The organism is Gaetbulibacter saemankumensis DSM 17032 (assembly GCF_000425645.1).
Taxonomy (GTDB): domain Bacteria; phylum Bacteroidota; class Bacteroidia; order Flavobacteriales; family Flavobacteriaceae; genus Gaetbulibacter; species Gaetbulibacter saemankumensis.
Genome location: NZ_AUDV01000006.1, coordinates 400,453 through 419,306 on the forward strand (window position 1 = coordinate 400,453; position 18,854 = coordinate 419,306).

Below are 18,854 nucleotides of genomic sequence, written 5' to 3' on the forward strand. Positions count from 1 at the left end.
AGCTAGACATGCATCTACTCCATTTGTATGGGTTTAAGCATTTGAGCCGCTAATATTTCAAGGCCGGATAATTCTTCTTTGCTTACAGCTAATTCTAAAGAACTAATAACCTCCTCACTTATACCTGGTGATTTCGTAGCATTTTCAAAATATTTCATAACATCTGCGGCCCTTTTATAATCTTTAAGAAATAAATTTATCAAGACTTCCTTATAAACATCTGATTGAAACTTCCTCTCGGAATTATTCTCATAATACCCGCGTAATTGCTCTAATATAGGTCCATTATTTTGAGAGTCCAATATAATATTGGCGTAAGCATTACTCCTATCCTGCCAATCGAAATTTCCATTATTAATTTTTTCTATATACCAATTAGTATCTTTTGTAACATCATAATATGGCTTATAAAAACACTTTATTCGTAAACGGTTCCAATCGTTAAGTGCCATTAACTCTTTAATATGAGACAAAGCCGCTTCATACTTTTCTAAATTATTAGTTTCCCCATACTTCTTTGCTAGATAGTCCATTTTTGAAATCATACTCCTAGCAACTATATTGGTTCCAAATTTATTACCAAATTCCAAAAGATGATCCGAATAATACTCAACGTATTTACCTTCCTTCAAAAATTTGAACATAATTAAAAACGGTATCTCACCATCTATATCGGCTAAGGTATCTAAATAATCATTTATTTCTTCTGACGATTTATCGAGCTTACGTTTCTCGAAAGAATTTCTGTAAAACTCCGGATAGTCTAGTTTATATGATGTACTGTAACCTTTATAATATTTTTTGTTAGCAAACTTAGCTGTGACACTATTTAAAAATCTTATAAAGTTATCGACACCTTTAAAACCGCCATCTATATCTATAACGTGATTATCTGCTGTTAATATTAAAAACGTCGGAAAACCGGTAATGGCATATTTTTTTGATAGTTTAAGACCTAAAGCCTTCTCCTTTTCATTAAAAACATCAACCTTATAAGGTATAAATTCGTTATTTAAAATATTTGCCACTTTAGTATCGGGAAACACTCGATTATCCATTTCACGACAAGGCATACAGCCTGTAAAATACATATCGATAAAAATGGGTTTATTTTCCGTTTGCGCTTTCTTTATTAATTGCTCCCAACTACCTGTATAGAATTGTGTTTGCCCGTATGCGGTGCTAATTGTATATAGACATATTAAACCAAGGACTATAGATTTTATTTTATTCATGTTTAATATATTAAAATAGATTGCATAAAAAAGGGAAGCTTTAAACCTCCCCTTTTTTAACATATTAACGATCTCGATAAGAAATACTCACTATTCTTCCAAATCCAACATAAGAGGCCTGCAAATTAAGATCTCCATTAACTGGTGGTACTTCATAAAGCTCCATAGTTCCTTCATTTGAAGCCGCATCATAACTCGCTAATACCAGTTCTGAACGTGTGTCTCCTCCAAAAGATTTAGAATCATCTTGAAATTTTAATACCGTTATTTCTGCCGAACCTTTATCTATCATCAATTTCGTTTGTTTTAAACTAAAATCGTACTCATAAACTTTTCCTCCGACATTATAAAATATATAACCGAAATCTGGACTCACCGCAAAATAATCTGCCTGTGCCATATCTACAGCAATTGTTTCAGGTATTTCTTCATAATACGTTTGTGTTATAGTCCCCCTAGAAGAAGACATTCTAGCCAAATACAATTTACTATCAGCTGGATCTTTTAATATAGCAAATACTTCCCCGCCGTTATAAATACTTCTTCTCATATATAACAGGTCTTTACCTGTATTATAATCAAAAAGTGTTCCAGGAGACATCACATTACACTCTTTACCTCCCCAAGCATGCTGAATAAAGCGCTTATTATCAACATCATAAAGCAAATTCTTTCCATAAAACCCTCCCGTACCAATAAATGGTGAAGCTCTAAAAGTAGTAGACTCTCCAGAAACTATATTTATAGGAACGCCATAACGATATTGAAAAATTCTTAAATAATAATAAAGATCGCCATCATGATACATTAAACTTTCCTGACTTCCTATTCTTTCAATTAAATCGGCACCAAAATCAGTTGGCACGTCCCCTAACATTTCATAAGACAGGTTATAATCCAATTGCCAGTCAAATGATTCTGGGTGTAACTTTGTAGTTCCGTTACCTTCAGTAGTTACGTATATACCATAAAACTGTTGATCATAATCAAAACACGTCACATCTTTTGGTGCACCTTCAAGACTTAAGGACGATCCTGTATAGGCTAACACATCATAAATAGGCACATACGTGTCATTTATTTTTGACACCATATCTAATCTTGCTACACCATTAATATCATTAAGGAGCATCCAGCCTTCGTAAATAGTACTTTGTACATGTAACCTAAAAGAAGTACTAAATTGCACTCCTGTACTATTATCGGTTACTCTATACCGCACATCGTATTCCGCAGGAGGAATTTGCAAAGCCTCTAACTGTAAGTTCTTTGTAAAAGCCAAATCCTTTTTTATATCGCCAGGTAATACATTTCCTCTTTGAAAAGCAATCCATTCGTAGCTATAATTACTTTCATCTCCACTCATATCCTGAGAGAATTTTAAATTGGGAATGATTTCGAAAGGTTCGCCCAAAAGCCCAAAATACTCTGACTCGACACCTTCAAAGGTAACTTCATTTATTTCAGAATAATCATAATTTCCTAAATCTTCTGAACATGAAAACATGGCGACAAAAACCGCTAATGTCATCAATACTTTATATGTTATATTTCTAAACATTCTTATACTTTTTTTATTGTTATGCATAAATACCCATAGTCATTTCCGTACCATCATCCTCATAAACCGTTTCACCGGCTGCCTTTTTATCGTTTAAATAACGTTTCATAAATTGAGCATGAAATTGTAAGTCACTATAAGGCACAATAGTATTATAGTGATCTGTTGAGATACCTAACAACTCACTAATTAAAAATAATTTCTTCTTAGTAAAAACACCTAAAAAACCTTCATGCCAAAAAGTAGGTTGTTTCAATATATCGTTAACAGACAATTTAAATGATGTATAACTTCGCATCTCCCCAGTAAATTCGTCTTCAAGTTTATCATTCATTTCTATACGGAAATCTTCATTTTCTTCTAAATCTAATACCAGCGTAAATGTTTCTGATTTCATTTCCGGTGTTCTGTGGAATGTTATTGGAATACTATCAGTTGTTAAATTGGCACCAAATTTTATCGATTCAGGCAAATCAAAATGAACACCTTCTTTGGCTGTAGATTCCGGGTTTACCGATACTTTTAAAGTTCTATCTCTATCTAAAACTTGCCCCTGTACCGTAACAGGTAATTTAAAAATAGAATCTGTTACTGCAGCTTCTTTATAAGCAAAAGTAAAACCAAGACTATCTGGATATACATACAACCTATTCACATAAAGTCCTTCAACGGACCAGGTATAATAAACATTATCATTACCCTGGTAAGTATCTATTGTATCATTGCTACATGCGGCCAAAACAAAGCCTAAACAAATAACAAACATATAATTGATTATATTTTTCATATATAAAATTCTTTTATTTTTTATTGGTATTTAGTTTCAGACTCTGGTAACGGTAGCACGTACTGTTCTGGTCCCATAGTTTTATTAGACCAGCGACTCGAAGACGAACCGTTCGGTATTCTATTTATATTTTTTCTTTTATAGTAATAGAATAGCTGGCCTTCTCCAAAAAATTCCTTTTGGTATTCCTTTCTAAGCTCGGCATCCATATTGGTTCCTGCTGGTAAGTCTACCAGACCTCTATTATATCTAACTGTATTTAAATACTGTAATCCCTCAGCGGCATCGCTTTCTGTTTCGGCAACGATATAATACATCTCTGAAATTCTAATCAGTGGTTGTCTGAATCTAAAAGACTTTCTTGCATCATCCACATCGGCATACTTAAAAAACGTTTTATATGATTTACCCCCTGTAGTAGGTAATATCCAGGTAGAATTATAACGATAATCGTTTTCATTACTTTCAAAGACATTAACTAATCGCGTACTGTTCGGCGCATAAATTTCCAAATTCGACAAGGAACTTGAAAAATAATCGTTATGCCTTTCATACAATTGAATGTTATGTAAAGCAAAAACAACCTCTGAAGAAAATGTTCTATCTGGATTACCTCCTGCCGAAATAACATCGGTTGGGTTTGTCCATGAAAAAACAGTCGATGCTTCATCGATAACCACTTTGGCAGCTGCATTGGCTTCCAATGTATTACCCGCATATAAGTAAGCTCTAGCCTGCAAAGCTTTAACCGCATAAAAATTAAATCTTAGCCCACGTTCTTCGATATAAAAAAATTCTGGATTGCTAATTTCTGCCTCAGGACGTATCGCATCATTTACAAGTAGCGCTTCTGCCTGTTTTAAATCTGCTATAATAGCATTCATAACTTCTGTAGCTGGTAATATTTTCCCATTTTCCGCCTTAGCTTCGGTATAATATGGAATAGAAGCATCATCGGGATTAGTGCTATATATTGGACCAAATAATCTTAATAAATCAAAATGCAACATAGCCCTAAGTCCATAAGCTTCTCCTTTAATAATATTGATTTTATATTCTGGTAAAGCCTGATATTTGTCGACATTAGCAATTAAATCGTTTAAATTTAAAATAATGCTATACATAGAAGACCACATGGCATCAAATGTTTCTCTGGCATATTCTTCACCATAACTATAATTAACTAATACATAATCATCACTTCTATTATCGGGAAATGAATAACGCTGAGCTAGAGACTCTACAGTTGTCATCGTTAAATTTCCTCCATAGGCATCCTCATCGAATAGGTCGAGGTATATACCATTTAGCACATTATTAATGCCTGATTCCGTTGAATATATTTTAGTTTCTAATATCTTATCTTCTGGTACAACATCTAAATAATCGCTACACGATGAGAACATTGTTGCAATAGCCAGACATGTTATTTTTAAAATGTTTTTCTTCATAATAATTTTTTTTTTAAAATGATGCATTTATACTGAATGACACGGTGCGAGCAAACGGATATTCAATACCGCGTTCTGCATCCACTGTTGAAATTCTAAAAATATCATTCATATAGGCTGTAAATCGTAAACTTTGTAAACCTAAGGCGGCTACCCATGATTGCGAGGTTACTCTGTAACCTACATTAATAGACTCCCCTATTAATACATTTTCATCTTCCACAAATCTTGATGATATTGGCGTGGTATCTAATAACGAAATGGCTTTAAATCTTGATTGATCGCCTGGTAGCTGCCATCTGTCGTACAAGGCTCTTTTGTCTTGATTAAAATTAATATCAGCTCTGGATATATTTTCTACCTTATCGTAAAGTGCCGAATTAAATATTTGTCCTCCAAATCGATATCTCACATTTAAACCTATATTAAAGGCTTTATAATTGAAAGATGTGCTTAAAACTCCTTCCATGGTTGGACGTAAATTACCCACAACAACCTCATCATCGTAATCGTAATCGAATGTTGTTTGCCCATTGTGTTTTAAAAACACTTCCTGACCCGTAGCCGGATCGATTCCTAAGGATGGTACTGCCCAAATATCGTCTGGACTAGCGCCATCTCTAAAACGTCTTAAAGAGTTACTATCAATGGCATCTTCATCTAAGTTTTGTAATTTGTTTCCAAACCCACCGTACTCTTGGTTCACAACTGAAGTTGTAGCTCCAACACGCCAAATAATGCGATCTTTGCGGTTATTTATAACATTATAATTAACAATAGCTTCAAACCCATCCACCTGAAGATATCCCACATTTAATGGGTAAGCAACCAGTCCGGTTGACGACACTAAATTAACTGGCACCACTAAAGGGTCTGTTTTCTTTCTATAAATATTGAACTGCGCATCTAATCTATTATTAAAAAATGCCATATCTAAACCTAAGTTCATATCAAAAGTTCGTTGCCATTCTAAATCAGGATTAGCAAAACTTGATAATCCAACACCTGAACCAAAATAGTTAATCAAATCTCTATAATCATACACGGAGATTGAAGCAATACTTCCTAAATTCTGATTACCGGTATATCCCAAAGTTTGTCTAATTCTTAATAAATTCACAACTTCTTTATTGAAATTAAATTCGTTGTGAATGTTCCATCCTAAACCAGCCGACCAGAATGGTGAATATTTTTCATTTGATCCAAAGGCTGTAGAACCGTCTAACCTGTAATTTAAGTCTAAAAGATATCGGTTATCATAAGCGTAGTTCGCAGAAGCCATAACATTATTTCTTCTGAATTTTCTAATGTCATAACCTGGACTTTCAAAACGGTCATAGCTAAATGCGAAGGCTGGATTCCCATTGGCTCCATAAGGAAAGCCTACAGCCTTAGTTGTATATGCTTCGTTATTTTGTTCTTCAATTTCTGCTCTTAAGTTTCCATTCACCATATGTTTCCCAGCAAACACATTATTGTAAACCAACATAAGATTACCACGGTAACTAAAATTATCTATTTGTGTATTGGTATATTCTCCACGCTCGAAAAACGCACTATCATCAAATTCCGTTTCTTCAGGTGAAAGGAAAATCTTCTGTTTTGAACTTGTTTTTCTAAGCTGTAAACCTCCTTCTAATCTTAAGTTTTTATTAAACTTCCAGATGGCCCCTAAATTATTTTGAATATTAAACCCTACCGTATTGTCTATATTATTTAATGTTGAACTATATAACGGATTTGAAACCTGAACATTACCAGGAGGCGTATTGACAACATAGTCTAAATATCTCGTAATTTCTCCAAAGGCATTTCTTTTAGTATAGTAAGGATTAGCCTGTGCAAATTTTTCAAAAGAACCATAAGGTGACTCGTCGGCATCATAACCATTTACATACAATCTGTTTGTGATATTAATTTTACCCTTTCTATAGGTTAAATCGATATTTCCTCCCCAGGTTTTTCTACCTGAACCTTTCATAACTCCTTTACCATCTTTGTAATTAACACCTGCAGCTATACGAAGTGCTTCACTACCGCCATCTACATAAACGGAATGACGTTGTGAAAAGGCCGTACGTGTTGGTTCGCTTAACCAGTATGTATTTACACCTCGACGAACATCTGCTAATTTTAAATTGTATAAACTATCTAAAACTGCTTGACCTCTAGGATCCGTTGAGCCTGCTGACCAACGTCCTGATAGACGTTCAAACTCTAACTTCTCAGAAGCATTCATTAGGTTATAATCGGTAAGATCTGGCATATCAACATTAAAGTCCCCTGTATAAGTCACTCTAAATTTACCCTCTACAGGTTTTTTAGTTTCAACTACAACAACACCATTAGCTGCTTTAGATCCGTATAATGCTGTTGAAGCAGCGTCTTTTAAAATGGTTATAGATGCCACACGATTCATATCAAGATCTACAATGGTTCTTAAATCGGTTTCGAAGCCGTCTAAAATAAATAACGGGCTATTAGGATCGGCACCAAACTCATCTCGTAATGCTTCTGTAGACACGCTCGTTTTTCCACGAACTTCAATATTTGGAAGTACATTCGGATTAGAACCTTGCAAATTATTTTCTAATACAATGAACGATGGATCTAAAGTTTTAATGCTTTGAATAACATTTAGGTTTCCAATTTCCTTTATTTCGTCTCCAGAAATTGTATTCACCGCTCCCGTAAAAGTTTCTTTATTACGTTGCACAATTCCTGTTACAACGACCTCATCTAACTGAGACACATCAGATTTCATTTTAACATTAATATTGGTCTGATCGCCAACTGTAATTTCTTGTGTTTGAAAACCGATATAACTAAATACCAATACGCTATCGCTGTTAGTTTGTATTTTATATTGGCCATCGAAATTGGTAGTTGTACCTGTACGCTCTCCTTTGATTAAAACAGTCACACCGGGTAAAGGCATACCTGCCTCATCATAAACTAACCCGCTAACCGTGGTAGTTTGAAATCCGCTGATGACAAATGGTACAATTAAAAACAGACCATCACCCTTGTCTTCAACCGTGTAATTTCCACCAACAAGCGTAGATATGGCTTCGACTAAATTGGTTTTATAAAACTGAACATTGACTATGCGGTTAACATCCAATTCTTCATCACTATAAAAAAATTCTACATCGGAAATATCTCTAATTTCCTTAAGTGCCCTTTCCAACTTTACATTACCCAGGCTTAAAGTAATTTCTTTTAAACTATTCTTACTGTTTTGCGAAGATGCAAAAACGGTAACATTTAAAAACAAGATGCAAAATAAATAAAGCGATCGCTTCATATACAAGATAATTTGTTGTTTGTTCCTCTCGAGAAATCCAGAGAATTTCTCATGATGATTTTTTTTCATACATTTACATGTTTAGTTAATTATTGATTAAGTGGTAGTTAATTAACAGTATACAACCGGTTAGTGGGCCAACACGAACCGGTTTTTTTACTGCTTTATTTTTGATATTGTTATTTCATATCTTCCAGAATTATTCTTTGATGCCATATAAGAGATTCTTGATGTTTTACTAATGATATCCAATAAATATGTTATAGGTTTATCTTTACTAACAACCCCGGTAAATCTTGTCTTTTTTATAGATTCATCTTCAAATTTCACATCGGTACCGTACCATCTAGCCATCTTTTTTAAAATATTTTCAAGTGGTTCTTGTTCGAAATAAAAACGACCGTCTTTCCATAGTGTATAATTTCTGGTATTTACAGTATTAACTTTCAAGGTATTATTTCCTATAACTTGTAAATACCCTCTTTCTCCAGGAGTTAAAATCACATCCGTATTTTGATTAGATGACAGTTTCACTTTACCTTCTACCAATGTGGTAGAAAAATAAACATCATCTGTATACGCACTCACATTAAATTCTGTACCCAATACCGTGACATCCTGATGTTCCGTCTTTACTACAAATTGCTTATCACTTTTGGTTACATCAAAATAGGCCTCACCAGTAAGTTCGACAACACGCTGACTTCCTGTAAATACCTCAGGATATTTAATCGAGGAATTAGAATTCAACCAAACTTTGGTTCCATCAGATAACTCTACCGTATAAATACCGCCAGTTGGCACATAAAGTGTATTATATGCTATCTCACCAGCATTTGTATCTGCTGTTGGTCTGTATTTTAAAAGATTATTTAGATTATTAATTTCGGCCGCTCCTGACAATTGTATTTGTTTATTTATTGAAGCTTCTAGATTTATTTCAACGCCATTTGCCAGAATTAAAGTTGCCTTTTCATAACCAGGTTTTATCTCCTTTAATGTTTGCTGAGAAATAATTTGTTGTTGAGTTTGTATATAGTTATGCCATTTAATACCAGCTGTCACAAATAAACATAATACCGCTGCGGCGCCAATAGTTCGTTGTAGCAATCTACGCATGCGCTTACGCTTTTTTAATGCTATTTTTAATTGCACATTATTATAAGCGTCTTGACTATTCAATGCAGAAAGAAACTCTTGCTTAGTTTGCAGGTTTTCCACATTAACTATACGATTATATAATTCTTTGTTTCCCTTTTGTTTTAGCCAGTCATTTAACTGAGTATTTTCCTCGGTATTTAAGTCCTCTAAAACCGATTTAGTGATTAATTTGGCTATGAGATAATTGGAATACTTCTTTTCAATCATATATCATCAAACCTTTAAAAGGTTGTTAATTTTTTGTTATATAATGTTAAGAGTATATTAATTGAAAAATGGGTGGAAAAAAAATCAAAAAATTTGATTCTTTATTAAAAAAGTCAGATAAGCCAATAAAATTGGTTGATCTTTTAACTGTATTTTTAATAATTCAATAGCGCGAGCGCGCTGAGATTTAACAGTATTTACCGAAATATTCATGTCTTCGGCAATCTCTTTATATTTCAGCCCCTTTAAACACGATAACTCAAAAACGCGTCTACATTTTATTGGTAGAGTCTCTAATGCAGAAAGCAAAATGGTTTGTACTTCTTCTTCTATAATATTTTCATTGTCGGAATCACTAAAATAATCATGACGATCAGACTCTAAATAAATAACTTTCTCCGCTGCTTTAAGGTGTTTAAAAGCCTTATTTCTTACAATAGTATACAAATAAGACTTGATGTTATCTATATGATTAAGATCGCGTTTCCGTTCCCATAAATAGAGCAAAGCTTCGCCTACAATTTCATCGGCAATGAATTTATCTTGAACATATTTCATACAGAAAGACATGAGTCTTGGATACATCATGTAAAACAAGTCTTTATAAGACTCAGAATTAATCTCTATCTGCTTTTTTTCTTTAATTGGAGGGCGTTTATTTATTCAGATTTAAATAACGCCCATAATAATAAAAAAAGCAAGCTAATGCTTGCTTTTTTATTAAAGTGACCACGGAGGGATTCAAACCCCCGACCGCTGGAGCCGAAATCCAGTGCTCTATTCAGCTGAGCTACGTGGCCGTTAACAATGTATAATATATATTATCCTAATTTTTGCTTTACGATAGTAGAAATAGTTTTTCCATCAGCCTTTCCGGCAAGTTCCTTCGATAGAATCCCCATTACTTTACCCATATCTTTCATACCTTCAGCTCCTAATGTCTCAATAGCTGCAAGAACCACCTTCTCAATCTCTTCTTCCGAAAGTGCCTCAGGTAAAAACTGTGCAATTATATCTGCTTCTGCCGTTTCGGGAGCAGCCAGGTCCTCTCTTCCTTGTTCCAAATAAATACTAGCACTATCGCGACGTTGTTTTACTTGTTTTTGAAGTATTTTTATTTCTTGTTCTTCTGTTAATTCCTCTTTAGAGCCTGTTTCTGTTTGCGCTAATAAAATAGCTGATTTTACTGCACGCAAAGCTGTTAAAGCTGTTTGATCTTTAGCTTTCATTGCTTCTTTCAAAGCCGTCATGATATCTTCTTGTAAACTCATTGGAATATTTTATTTGACTGCGAAGATAAAAAAAACTTTAGTAGAATTATAGGCTGTTAGCTAATAAAAAACCCGAAAAGCTGAGGGAAACTTTTCGGGCTCATAACTAAGTAAGGCCAGTAATATTATTTTAATCTACATTATCGTGTAAAAACGAGTTATTACTTCTTAATTGAATATCATCATTATCGTCAAGACCAATACTGGTTCTAGACATATCGGTTTCTGAAGAGTGCTTTGCTGCATCTAAATTCACGCCCTGACGTTTATAAGCTGGTACTTTTTCTATATCGTCAATTTTTGCATTATTGAACTTATAATTAAAGTCTTTCATCTTACGACGTCGTTCTTCTGCACGTTCCTTTAGCATTGCTGAAATAGGACTGTTCATAGGATCAACTTCCTCCTCGGTTGTTTCCGTTACTGCTTCCTTTATTACTTTCTTTTCGAAAACCACATCTTCTTCCTCAACCCTTTCCTGCTTAGAGTTATTGGTCTTTTTTGATTCCGATTCGTAATAATCTTCTAAAGCATATCGAACATCTCCTTTTTCGTTAGATTCTGTTACAGGAATAAGCTCTACGTAATCGTTAACAGCAATATCCTTTACATTTTCATCTAAACTAAAAGTAACTCGCTCCTTACGATTTTCTGGAGTTTCATTCTTTTCTTCCTTAGGAGAAAGCGGCATGTCGAATGTTAAAGTGAATTGCTGTTCATCCTCAACTTCAGTTTCTTCAATGTCCGACATTCTTGTAACAGGTTTAATTACAAAATCTTCTTCTTCCTGAAAATGAGCTTTCACCTCTTCGTATTCTACTTCAATATTTTTAATAGTATTTGAAGTTGGAACAAACCCTGTATCAGCCTTTGGTTTTATCTCTTGCTTATTCTCTACAGGTTTCACTTCTTTACGTTCGAAAACCACATCTTCATGATCATCGATATCTAAATCTAAAGTATGACGAACTATTTTTGGTTCCTTTTTTTCTTTCTTTAATTCAATTACCGGCTTAATAATTACAGGCTCTGTTTCCTTTTTAATCATTTCTACCTCTTCACTAAGCGAATGCACCACTTTTTTTGTTTCGGTATTTGAAATTTCGTCTTGTTGCTCAATATTGAAACCCGTAGCAATAATGGTTACAGCAATAGATTCTTCTAAGGATTCATCTTCACCGACACCCATGATAATATTAGCACCATGACCGGCTTCGTTTTGAATATGATCGTTGATTTCACCAATTTCATCAATAGTAATTTCTTGAACCCCTGAAACTATAAGCAGCAATACATTTTTAGCTCCAGTAATTTTATTATCATTTAACAACGGCGAATCTAAAGCCTTGGTAATGGCTTCCTGTGCTCTGTTTTGACCTGATGCTAATGCCGACCCCATAATAGCTGTTCCACTATTACTCAATACCGTTTTAGCATCACGTAAATCGATGTTTTGAGTGTAATGGTGTGTAATAACTTCGGCTATACCACGAGCAGCTGTGGATAACACTTCGTCGGCCTTAGAGAACCCGGCTTTAAAGCCCAGATTACCATAAACCTCACGTAGTTTGTTATTATTAATCACGATTAATGAATCGACTACATCTCTTAGTTTTTCAATCCCTTTTTGAGCTTGTTCAAGACGCATTTTACCCTCGAACTGAAAAGGCATCGTAACAATACCAACCGTTAAAATATCTAAATCTCGAGCCATTCTTGCAATAATAGGCGCAGCACCTGTACCGGTTCCTCCTCCCATTCCTGCTGTAATGAACACCATTTTAGTATTGGTATCTAACATCGTTGAGATATCTTCAAAACTTTCTACAGCAGATTGCTCACCTACGGCTGGGTTAGCTCCTGCCCCTAATCCTTCTGTTAGGTTAATTCCTAACTGAATTTTATTAGGCACACCGCTGTTTTGAAGTGCTTGGGCATCGGTATTACAGATATAAAAATCGACACCATTAATTCCTTGTTGGAACATGTGATTGATAGCATTGCTACCGCCACCGCCAACACCAATAACTTTAATTACATTCGATTTGTTTTTTGGTAAATCAAATGCGATGCTTTCGAATTCTTTTTTGCTGCTCATAAATTCTGTTTTACTGGTATTCTACTTTTATTTTACTTTTATATTTCGTTAAATGATAATCACTATTCTGCGTTATCTAAAAAATCTTTTACGCGTTCCGTTAACTTATCTAAAAATGAACGTCGTTCTTTAGGTCTTTCTGGTTCTGGTTCTTCTACAGGTGTGTCCTGATCGTTTGTTATTTCAGGTTCGGCTTCTTCCTGCAATTCTACTTTTTTACGTTCCTGACGCTTTAAACCGTCAAGTACCAAACCTACAGCGGTTGCATATAAAGGACTGGTAATATCTTCATCACTATCACCTGCCAAATGCTCATTAGGGTAACCAATTCTGGTATCCATTCCAGTGATATACTCTACTAATTGCTTTAAATGTTTTAGCTGACTTCCGCCTCCTGTTAAAACAATGCCTGCGATTAATTTTTTCTTTTGTTCTTCGTGTCCGTAGTTTTTAATTTCAACGTACACCTGTTCGATAATTTCAACAACACGTGCATGAATTATCTTCGATAAATTCTTAAGCGTTATCTCTTTTGGCTCACGTCCTCTTAATCCAGGAATAGAAACAATTTCGTTGTCTTTATTCTCTCCCGGCCAAGCTGATCCGAACTTGATTTTTAATAATTCGGCTTGCTTTTCAATAATTGAACAACCTTCCTTTATATCTTCACTAATAACATTGCCTCCAAAAGGAATTACCGCTGTATGACGAATGATACCGTCTCTAAATATGGCTAAGTCAGTTGTTCCACCACCTATATCGATTAATGCAACACCTGCTTCCTTTTCTTCCTGACTTAACACAGCATTTGCCGATGCTAAAGGCTCTAATGTGATGCCCTCTAATTCAAGACCTGCACTTTTTACACAACGACCAATATTTCGAATGGATGACACCTGACCAACAACTACATGGAAATTAGCTTCTAAACGCCCTCCATACATCCCAATAGGTTCTTTAATTTCTGCTTGCCCATCTACCTTATATTCCTGAGGCAACACATGAATAATTTCTTCTCCTGGAAGCATCACCAGTTTATGTACCTGATTAATTAAGCGATCGATATCATCTTCGTCTATAACCGTTTCTGAATTTGATCTTGTAATATAATCGCTGTGTTGCAAACTACGAATATGCTGACCTGCTATTCCAACGGTAACGCCGTCGATTTTCATATCGGCAGCGGCCTCTGCTTCTTGTACGGCCTGTTGAATAGATTGAATAGTTTGTGTTATATTATTAACAACACCACGGTGAACGCCCAAACTTTTAGATTTGCCAATTCCTAAAATTTCAACTTTACCGTACTCGTTCTTTCGGCCAATCATGGCCACGATTTTTGTGGTTCCTATATCTAATCCTACTGCTATATTATGCTCCATCGCTTATATTTTGGTACATACTACTTGGTTGTCAAACTGTAAATTGACTTTACTATATTTATCAAGCGTTTTATCTTTTAAATTCTTCTGATAAAAAGCTTTTAAATTATTCACCTTTTTATTTAATAAAGAAACATCTCCTAACTGCACTAAAAATTGGCACTGCCTAAGTTTTAAATACAACACGTCATCACGACTTTGGTGTATTTCGATAACGTGCTTTTTTAAGAAGTCGTCATCTCTAACTTTTTTAGCAACAGTATAGATGTTCTTTAACTTATTTTTTTCTACATAACCGGTAACCAAGGGTACTCTGGCCGAATAATTTGAAGATAACGGCATATAATAACCGTCGGCATCAATGTAATAAGACGCATTGGTACTTACTCTTGCAATTGGTGTTTTCTGTTCAATTTCTGCATTTAGTGTCCCATCCACAGTAAGATACACCTCAGCAGATTTTATTAATGGATTAGAATTCAGGGCAGTCTCTAACTTATTCAAATCTAAAGTTTCTTTAGCTACATTTTTAGAGGCTTTAAAATTTTGTATTAACAATTTACTAACAGCCTCATTAGTAATAAATAAATTGTTTTCACCTACAAATTCAATTTTAGGTTCTGGCAACAACCTAGCCGAATTTCTTTTTGATGCAAAGGCATACAAAAACACTACCACAAGTGTTAGAACAATCATCTTTATGTAATGCCAGTTAATTCGCAAGACTAAATTCCTTTTTTATATGTTTTACTTCTTCACCTATGTCTCCCGCTCCAATAGTAAGAATCACTTCTGCACTACTTTTACGCAATTCTATTAACAGGTTAGACTTATTAACTAGGCGTTTATGTTCATTATTAATTTTTTCAAGTAGCCACTGAGATGTCACCCCTTCAATAGGCAATTCTCTGGCCGGATAAATATCTAAGAGAAGTAACTCATCGAATTGAGCCAAACTATTAGCAAACTCATCTGCAAAATCTCGAGTTCTACTATAAAGATGCGGCTGAAAAACAGCCAATACCTTCTTATCCGGATACATTTCCCTAACGGCCTGATGTACGGCATTAATTTCTTCTGGGTGATGTGCATAGTCATCTATAAATACCAACTCATTGGTTTTTATATGATAGGTAAAACGACGCTTAACCCCTTTATAAGACGCTAAAGCATTGGCGAGCTGCTGGTGAGGGCAACCATACTCTACAGCCATCGCCAAGGCTAATAATGCGTTCGACAAATTATGTCTACCAGGTAGGTTAAAGTGAATATTTTTAAGAACAGCTTTCGGCGTTTGCACATCGAAAACATACGTTCCGTTTTCTATTTTTATATTTTGAATGGTATAATCTGAATCATCTTCTATACCATAAGTTATACCTGAAAGAGGCAACCCATTCTTTACAAACAGCTTACCTTTAGGTTTGATTTTTTTTGTAAAGTCTTCAAATGATTTTATTAACTCCGAAGCTTCACCATAAATATCTAAATGATCGGCATCCATCGAGGTAACACCTGCTAAATTTGGTGATAACGTTAAAAACGATCTATCGAACTCATCAGCTTCCACTACCGAAACTTCCGTACCATTTATAATTAAATTAGAATCGTAATTTTCACTAATACCACCTAAAAATGCCGTTACCGGAACATTACAAACCTTCAATAAATGTCCCAGAATACTTGTTGTAGTTGTCTTACCGTGGGTACCAGCTACAGCTAAACAAAAGGTGTTTTCTGTGATTAAACCTAAAAGTTGCGAACGTTTTAACACTTGATACCCTTCCGATTTAAAATAGTCTAATTCGGCATGCCCCTTAGGAACGGCGGGCGTGTAAACAATCAAAGTTGTTTCCTTATTAAAAAAGGAATCATCAATATTGTTTATAGCATCCTCAAAATGAATCTTAACACCTAAAGCATTTAAAGCCTTCGTAATATCGGAAGGTGTTTTATCATAGCCACCAACACATTTCCCTTTGGCTACAAAATATCTTGCCAAAGCACTCATGCCTATTCCGCCGATGCCAATAAAATAGATGTTATGTATTTTATCTAATTTCATTTTTATGCTTTTAGAAGTTTTTCAACCTCATCTGCTATATCCTTTGTAGCATTAACCAATGCCATTTTTTTTATGTTTGTTCCTAATTCCTTTTGCCTTTCAGGTGAAGCTATAAGACTAGAAAATTTATTCTCAAAATCTACATCCAATTCATCTTCTCTAATAATTAAAGCTGCATCCTTATTTACAACCGCCATCGCATTTTTTGTCTGATGATCTTCAGCCACATTTGGCGATGGAATAAAAATTACTGGTTTTCCTACAATACATAATTCCGAAACCGAGCTGGCTCCAGCACGAGAAATGACAATATCTGCCGCTGCATAAGCCAAATCCATATTGTTTAAAAACTCACAAACCTGAACATTCTTGATATTATTATAAATTTTATATTGTTGATAATACAACTTTCCACACTGCCAAATAACTTGAACATTCTGTGTGTCTAAGAAATCTAATTCTTTCTCTATAAGTTCGTTTATACGCCTTGCCCCTAAACTCCCACCTAAAACCAGAAGAGTATATTTTCCATGTTTTAGATTGAAAAAATTCTTAGCTGCAACAGTTTTATCTTCAATATCCAATAATCCTTTGCGAACCGGATTTCCAGTTTTTATAATTTTATCTTTAGGAAAAAATCGGTCCAAATCATCATAAGCCACACAAATCTTTTGTGTTTTTTTAGCCAATAATTTATTGGTAATTCCTGGGTACGAATTCTGCTCCTGAATTAAACTAGGTATGCCATTAATTTCGGCCATATATAACAATGGGCCACTAGCAAAACCACCTGTACCAATAACCACATCTGGTTTAAACGACTTAATAATTTTGCGAGCATTCCATAAACTACTTAAGAGTTTAAATGGAAACATGAGATTTTTCAGAGTTAATTGGCGTTGCACCCCGGAAATCCACAGTCCTTTAATTTCATAACCGGCCTGCGGTACTTTTTCCATCTCCATTCTATCTTTAGCCCCAACAAACAAAATTTCGGCATCTGGAAAACGAGATTGCATTTCATTAGCTATAGCAATAGCTGGGTAGATATGACCACCTGTTCCTCCGCCAGATAAGATAATTTTATATGCTCCGTTTTTCTTACTCACCAGTTCTCTTATATAATATCTTTAAATAGTTTCCGATAGAATTTCTAAAGGACTCTCTTCTTCTGTTTCTTCCTGTTCTTTAAGTTCTTCTCGTTTTGCGCTTACACTTAAAATAATTCCAACTGCCATGCAAGTCATCCAAATAGATGTCCCCCCACTACTTATTAATGGCAAAGTTTGCCCTGTAACCGGAAATAATTCAACTGCAACCGCCATATTTATCAATGCCTGAAATACAATTGGCAAGCCAACACCAAGCACTAACAGTTTACCAAATACTGTATCTGATTTTTGTGACACTATTACTATTCTGAATAACAACCACATATACAAAATCATAATAAACAAGCCACCTATCAACCCATATTCTTCAATAATGATGGCAAAAATAAAATCGGAGGATGATTGTGGCAAGAAATTTTTCTGAATACTTTTCCCTGGCCCCACGCCTTGAATACCACCCGTTGCAATAGCAATTTTAGCTTTTTCAATTTGATAATCTGCCGCAGTATCTTCTGGGTTCGCGAAATTTTCAACTCTACTTATCCAAGTATCTACACGATTTGGCATAGCATCTGGAAATGCTTTAGCCACTAAAACAAACATACCCAACATCAACACTCCGGAACCCACTATCAAAACCAAGTATCGTATAGGATACCCTCCTAAAAACACTAACATCAATACCATTAAGAACATAATGGCTGTTGTTGAAAAGTTTGCCGGTAATATTAAAACTAATACTAAAAACACTGGTAGCCACAAGGGCAGTATTGAATCTTTAAAGGTGATGACTTCATCCTTTATTTTTGACATATAGCGAGACACATAGACCATAAGAACCACATATGCGAACGTAGATGTCTGAAAAGACATCCCCACTATTGGAATTTGAATCCAACGACTGGCATTCGCTCCATCAATTGTTGTCCCCTGCAACATAGTTATTACTAGCAACACCAACACCACCGGCATCATAAATAATGACAGACCTTTAAAATAACGGTACGGTATTTTATGTACGCCATACATAATTGCAAAACCTAAAAACAAATGCATAAAGTGCTTGATAAAGAAACCAAAAGTATTAGCACTCCCCCCTTTATAAGCTAGATTACTAGAAGCGCTATACACAGGCAGAAACGACAAAATTGCCAACAAAGCCGCAATTGCCCATATTAAACGATCTCCTTTTATGTTTTTAAATAATGCTTGCATTC

Annotated in this window: 14 protein-coding genes and 1 tRNA gene; all 15 read right to left on the reverse strand. The window is 34.9% G+C overall.

Annotation, left to right across the window (positions count from 1 at the left end):
- Window positions 1-14 precede the first annotated feature (14 nt).
- The 15 genes from H611_RS0104160 to H611_RS0104230 all read right to left on the reverse strand — a co-directional run bounded on the left by H611_RS0104160 (window position 15) and on the right by H611_RS0104230 (window position 18,852).
- Window positions 15-1,235 (reverse strand): thioredoxin family protein, encoded by a 1,221-nt coding sequence (locus H611_RS0104160; RefSeq protein WP_035483324.1) that lies wholly within the window; start codon window positions 1,233-1,235, stop codon window positions 15-17.
- Between the two features lie 64 nt (window positions 1,236-1,299).
- Window positions 1,300-2,796, reverse strand: coding sequence for a PKD-like family lipoprotein (locus H611_RS0104165; RefSeq protein WP_169515978.1), 1,497 nt, complete (start codon window positions 2,794-2,796; stop codon window positions 1,300-1,302).
- A 19-nt stretch (window positions 2,797-2,815) separates the two neighbouring features.
- Window positions 2,816-3,583, reverse strand: coding sequence for a DUF4843 domain-containing protein (locus H611_RS0104170; RefSeq protein WP_084158137.1), 768 nt, complete (start codon window positions 3,581-3,583; stop codon window positions 2,816-2,818).
- Between the two features lie 20 nt (window positions 3,584-3,603).
- Complete coding sequence (locus H611_RS0104175; protein ID WP_169515979.1) at window positions 3,604-5,034, reverse strand: RagB/SusD family nutrient uptake outer membrane protein; 1,431 nt, start codon at window positions 5,032-5,034, stop codon at window positions 3,604-3,606.
- A gap of 13 nt (window positions 5,035-5,047) precedes the next feature.
- Complete coding sequence (locus H611_RS0104180; RefSeq protein WP_169515980.1) at window positions 5,048-8,341, reverse strand: SusC/RagA family TonB-linked outer membrane protein; 3,294 nt, start codon at window positions 8,339-8,341, stop codon at window positions 5,048-5,050.
- Window positions 8,342-8,497: 156 nt separating this feature from the next.
- Window positions 8,498-9,709, reverse strand: coding sequence for a FecR family protein (locus H611_RS0104185; RefSeq protein ID WP_027137172.1), 1,212 nt, complete (start codon window positions 9,707-9,709; stop codon window positions 8,498-8,500).
- Window positions 9,710-9,793: 84 nt separating this feature from the next.
- Complete coding sequence (locus H611_RS0104190; RefSeq protein WP_262486398.1) at window positions 9,794-10,306, reverse strand: RNA polymerase sigma-70 factor; 513 nt, start codon at window positions 10,304-10,306, stop codon at window positions 9,794-9,796.
- Between the two features lie 129 nt (window positions 10,307-10,435).
- Window positions 10,436-10,509: transfer RNA gene (locus tag H611_RS0104195), tRNA-Arg, on the reverse strand.
- Between the two features lie 21 nt (window positions 10,510-10,530).
- On the reverse strand, window positions 10,531-10,980 hold the full coding sequence (locus H611_RS0104200; protein WP_027137174.1) for a GatB/YqeY domain-containing protein: 450 nt from the start codon (window positions 10,978-10,980) through the stop codon (window positions 10,531-10,533).
- Between the two features lie 130 nt (window positions 10,981-11,110).
- On the reverse strand, window positions 11,111-13,078 hold the full coding sequence (gene ftsZ, locus H611_RS0104205; RefSeq protein ID WP_027137175.1) for a cell division protein FtsZ: 1,968 nt from the start codon (window positions 13,076-13,078) through the stop codon (window positions 11,111-11,113).
- A 62-nt stretch (window positions 13,079-13,140) separates the two neighbouring features.
- Entirely contained in the window at window positions 13,141-14,460 is a 1,320-nt protein-coding gene (gene ftsA, locus H611_RS0104210) for a cell division protein FtsA (RefSeq protein WP_027137176.1), read from the reverse strand.
- Between the two features lie 3 nt (window positions 14,461-14,463).
- Window positions 14,464-15,156: a cell division protein FtsQ/DivIB gene (locus tag H611_RS0104215; RefSeq protein ID WP_316928834.1), complete on the reverse strand. Its 693-nt coding sequence runs from the start codon at window positions 15,154-15,156 to the stop codon at window positions 14,464-14,466.
- Window positions 15,157-15,172: 16 nt separating this feature from the next.
- Window positions 15,173-16,525 carry a UDP-N-acetylmuramate--L-alanine ligase gene (gene murC, locus H611_RS0104220; RefSeq protein ID WP_027137178.1) on the reverse strand — a complete coding sequence of 451 codons (1,353 nt, stop codon included), beginning with the start codon at window positions 16,523-16,525 and terminating at the stop codon, window positions 15,173-15,175.
- A gap of 2 nt (window positions 16,526-16,527) precedes the next feature.
- Window positions 16,528-17,634, reverse strand: a complete 1,107-nt coding sequence (murG, locus tag H611_RS0104225; protein WP_027137179.1) for an undecaprenyldiphospho-muramoylpentapeptide beta-N-acetylglucosaminyltransferase — start codon at window positions 17,632-17,634, stop codon at window positions 16,528-16,530.
- 21 nt (window positions 17,635-17,655) lie between these two features.
- Window positions 17,656-18,852: an FtsW/RodA/SpoVE family cell cycle protein gene (locus H611_RS0104230; RefSeq protein WP_027137180.1), complete on the reverse strand. Its 1,197-nt coding sequence runs from the start codon at window positions 18,850-18,852 to the stop codon at window positions 17,656-17,658.
- Window positions 18,853-18,854: the final 2 nt, after the last annotated feature.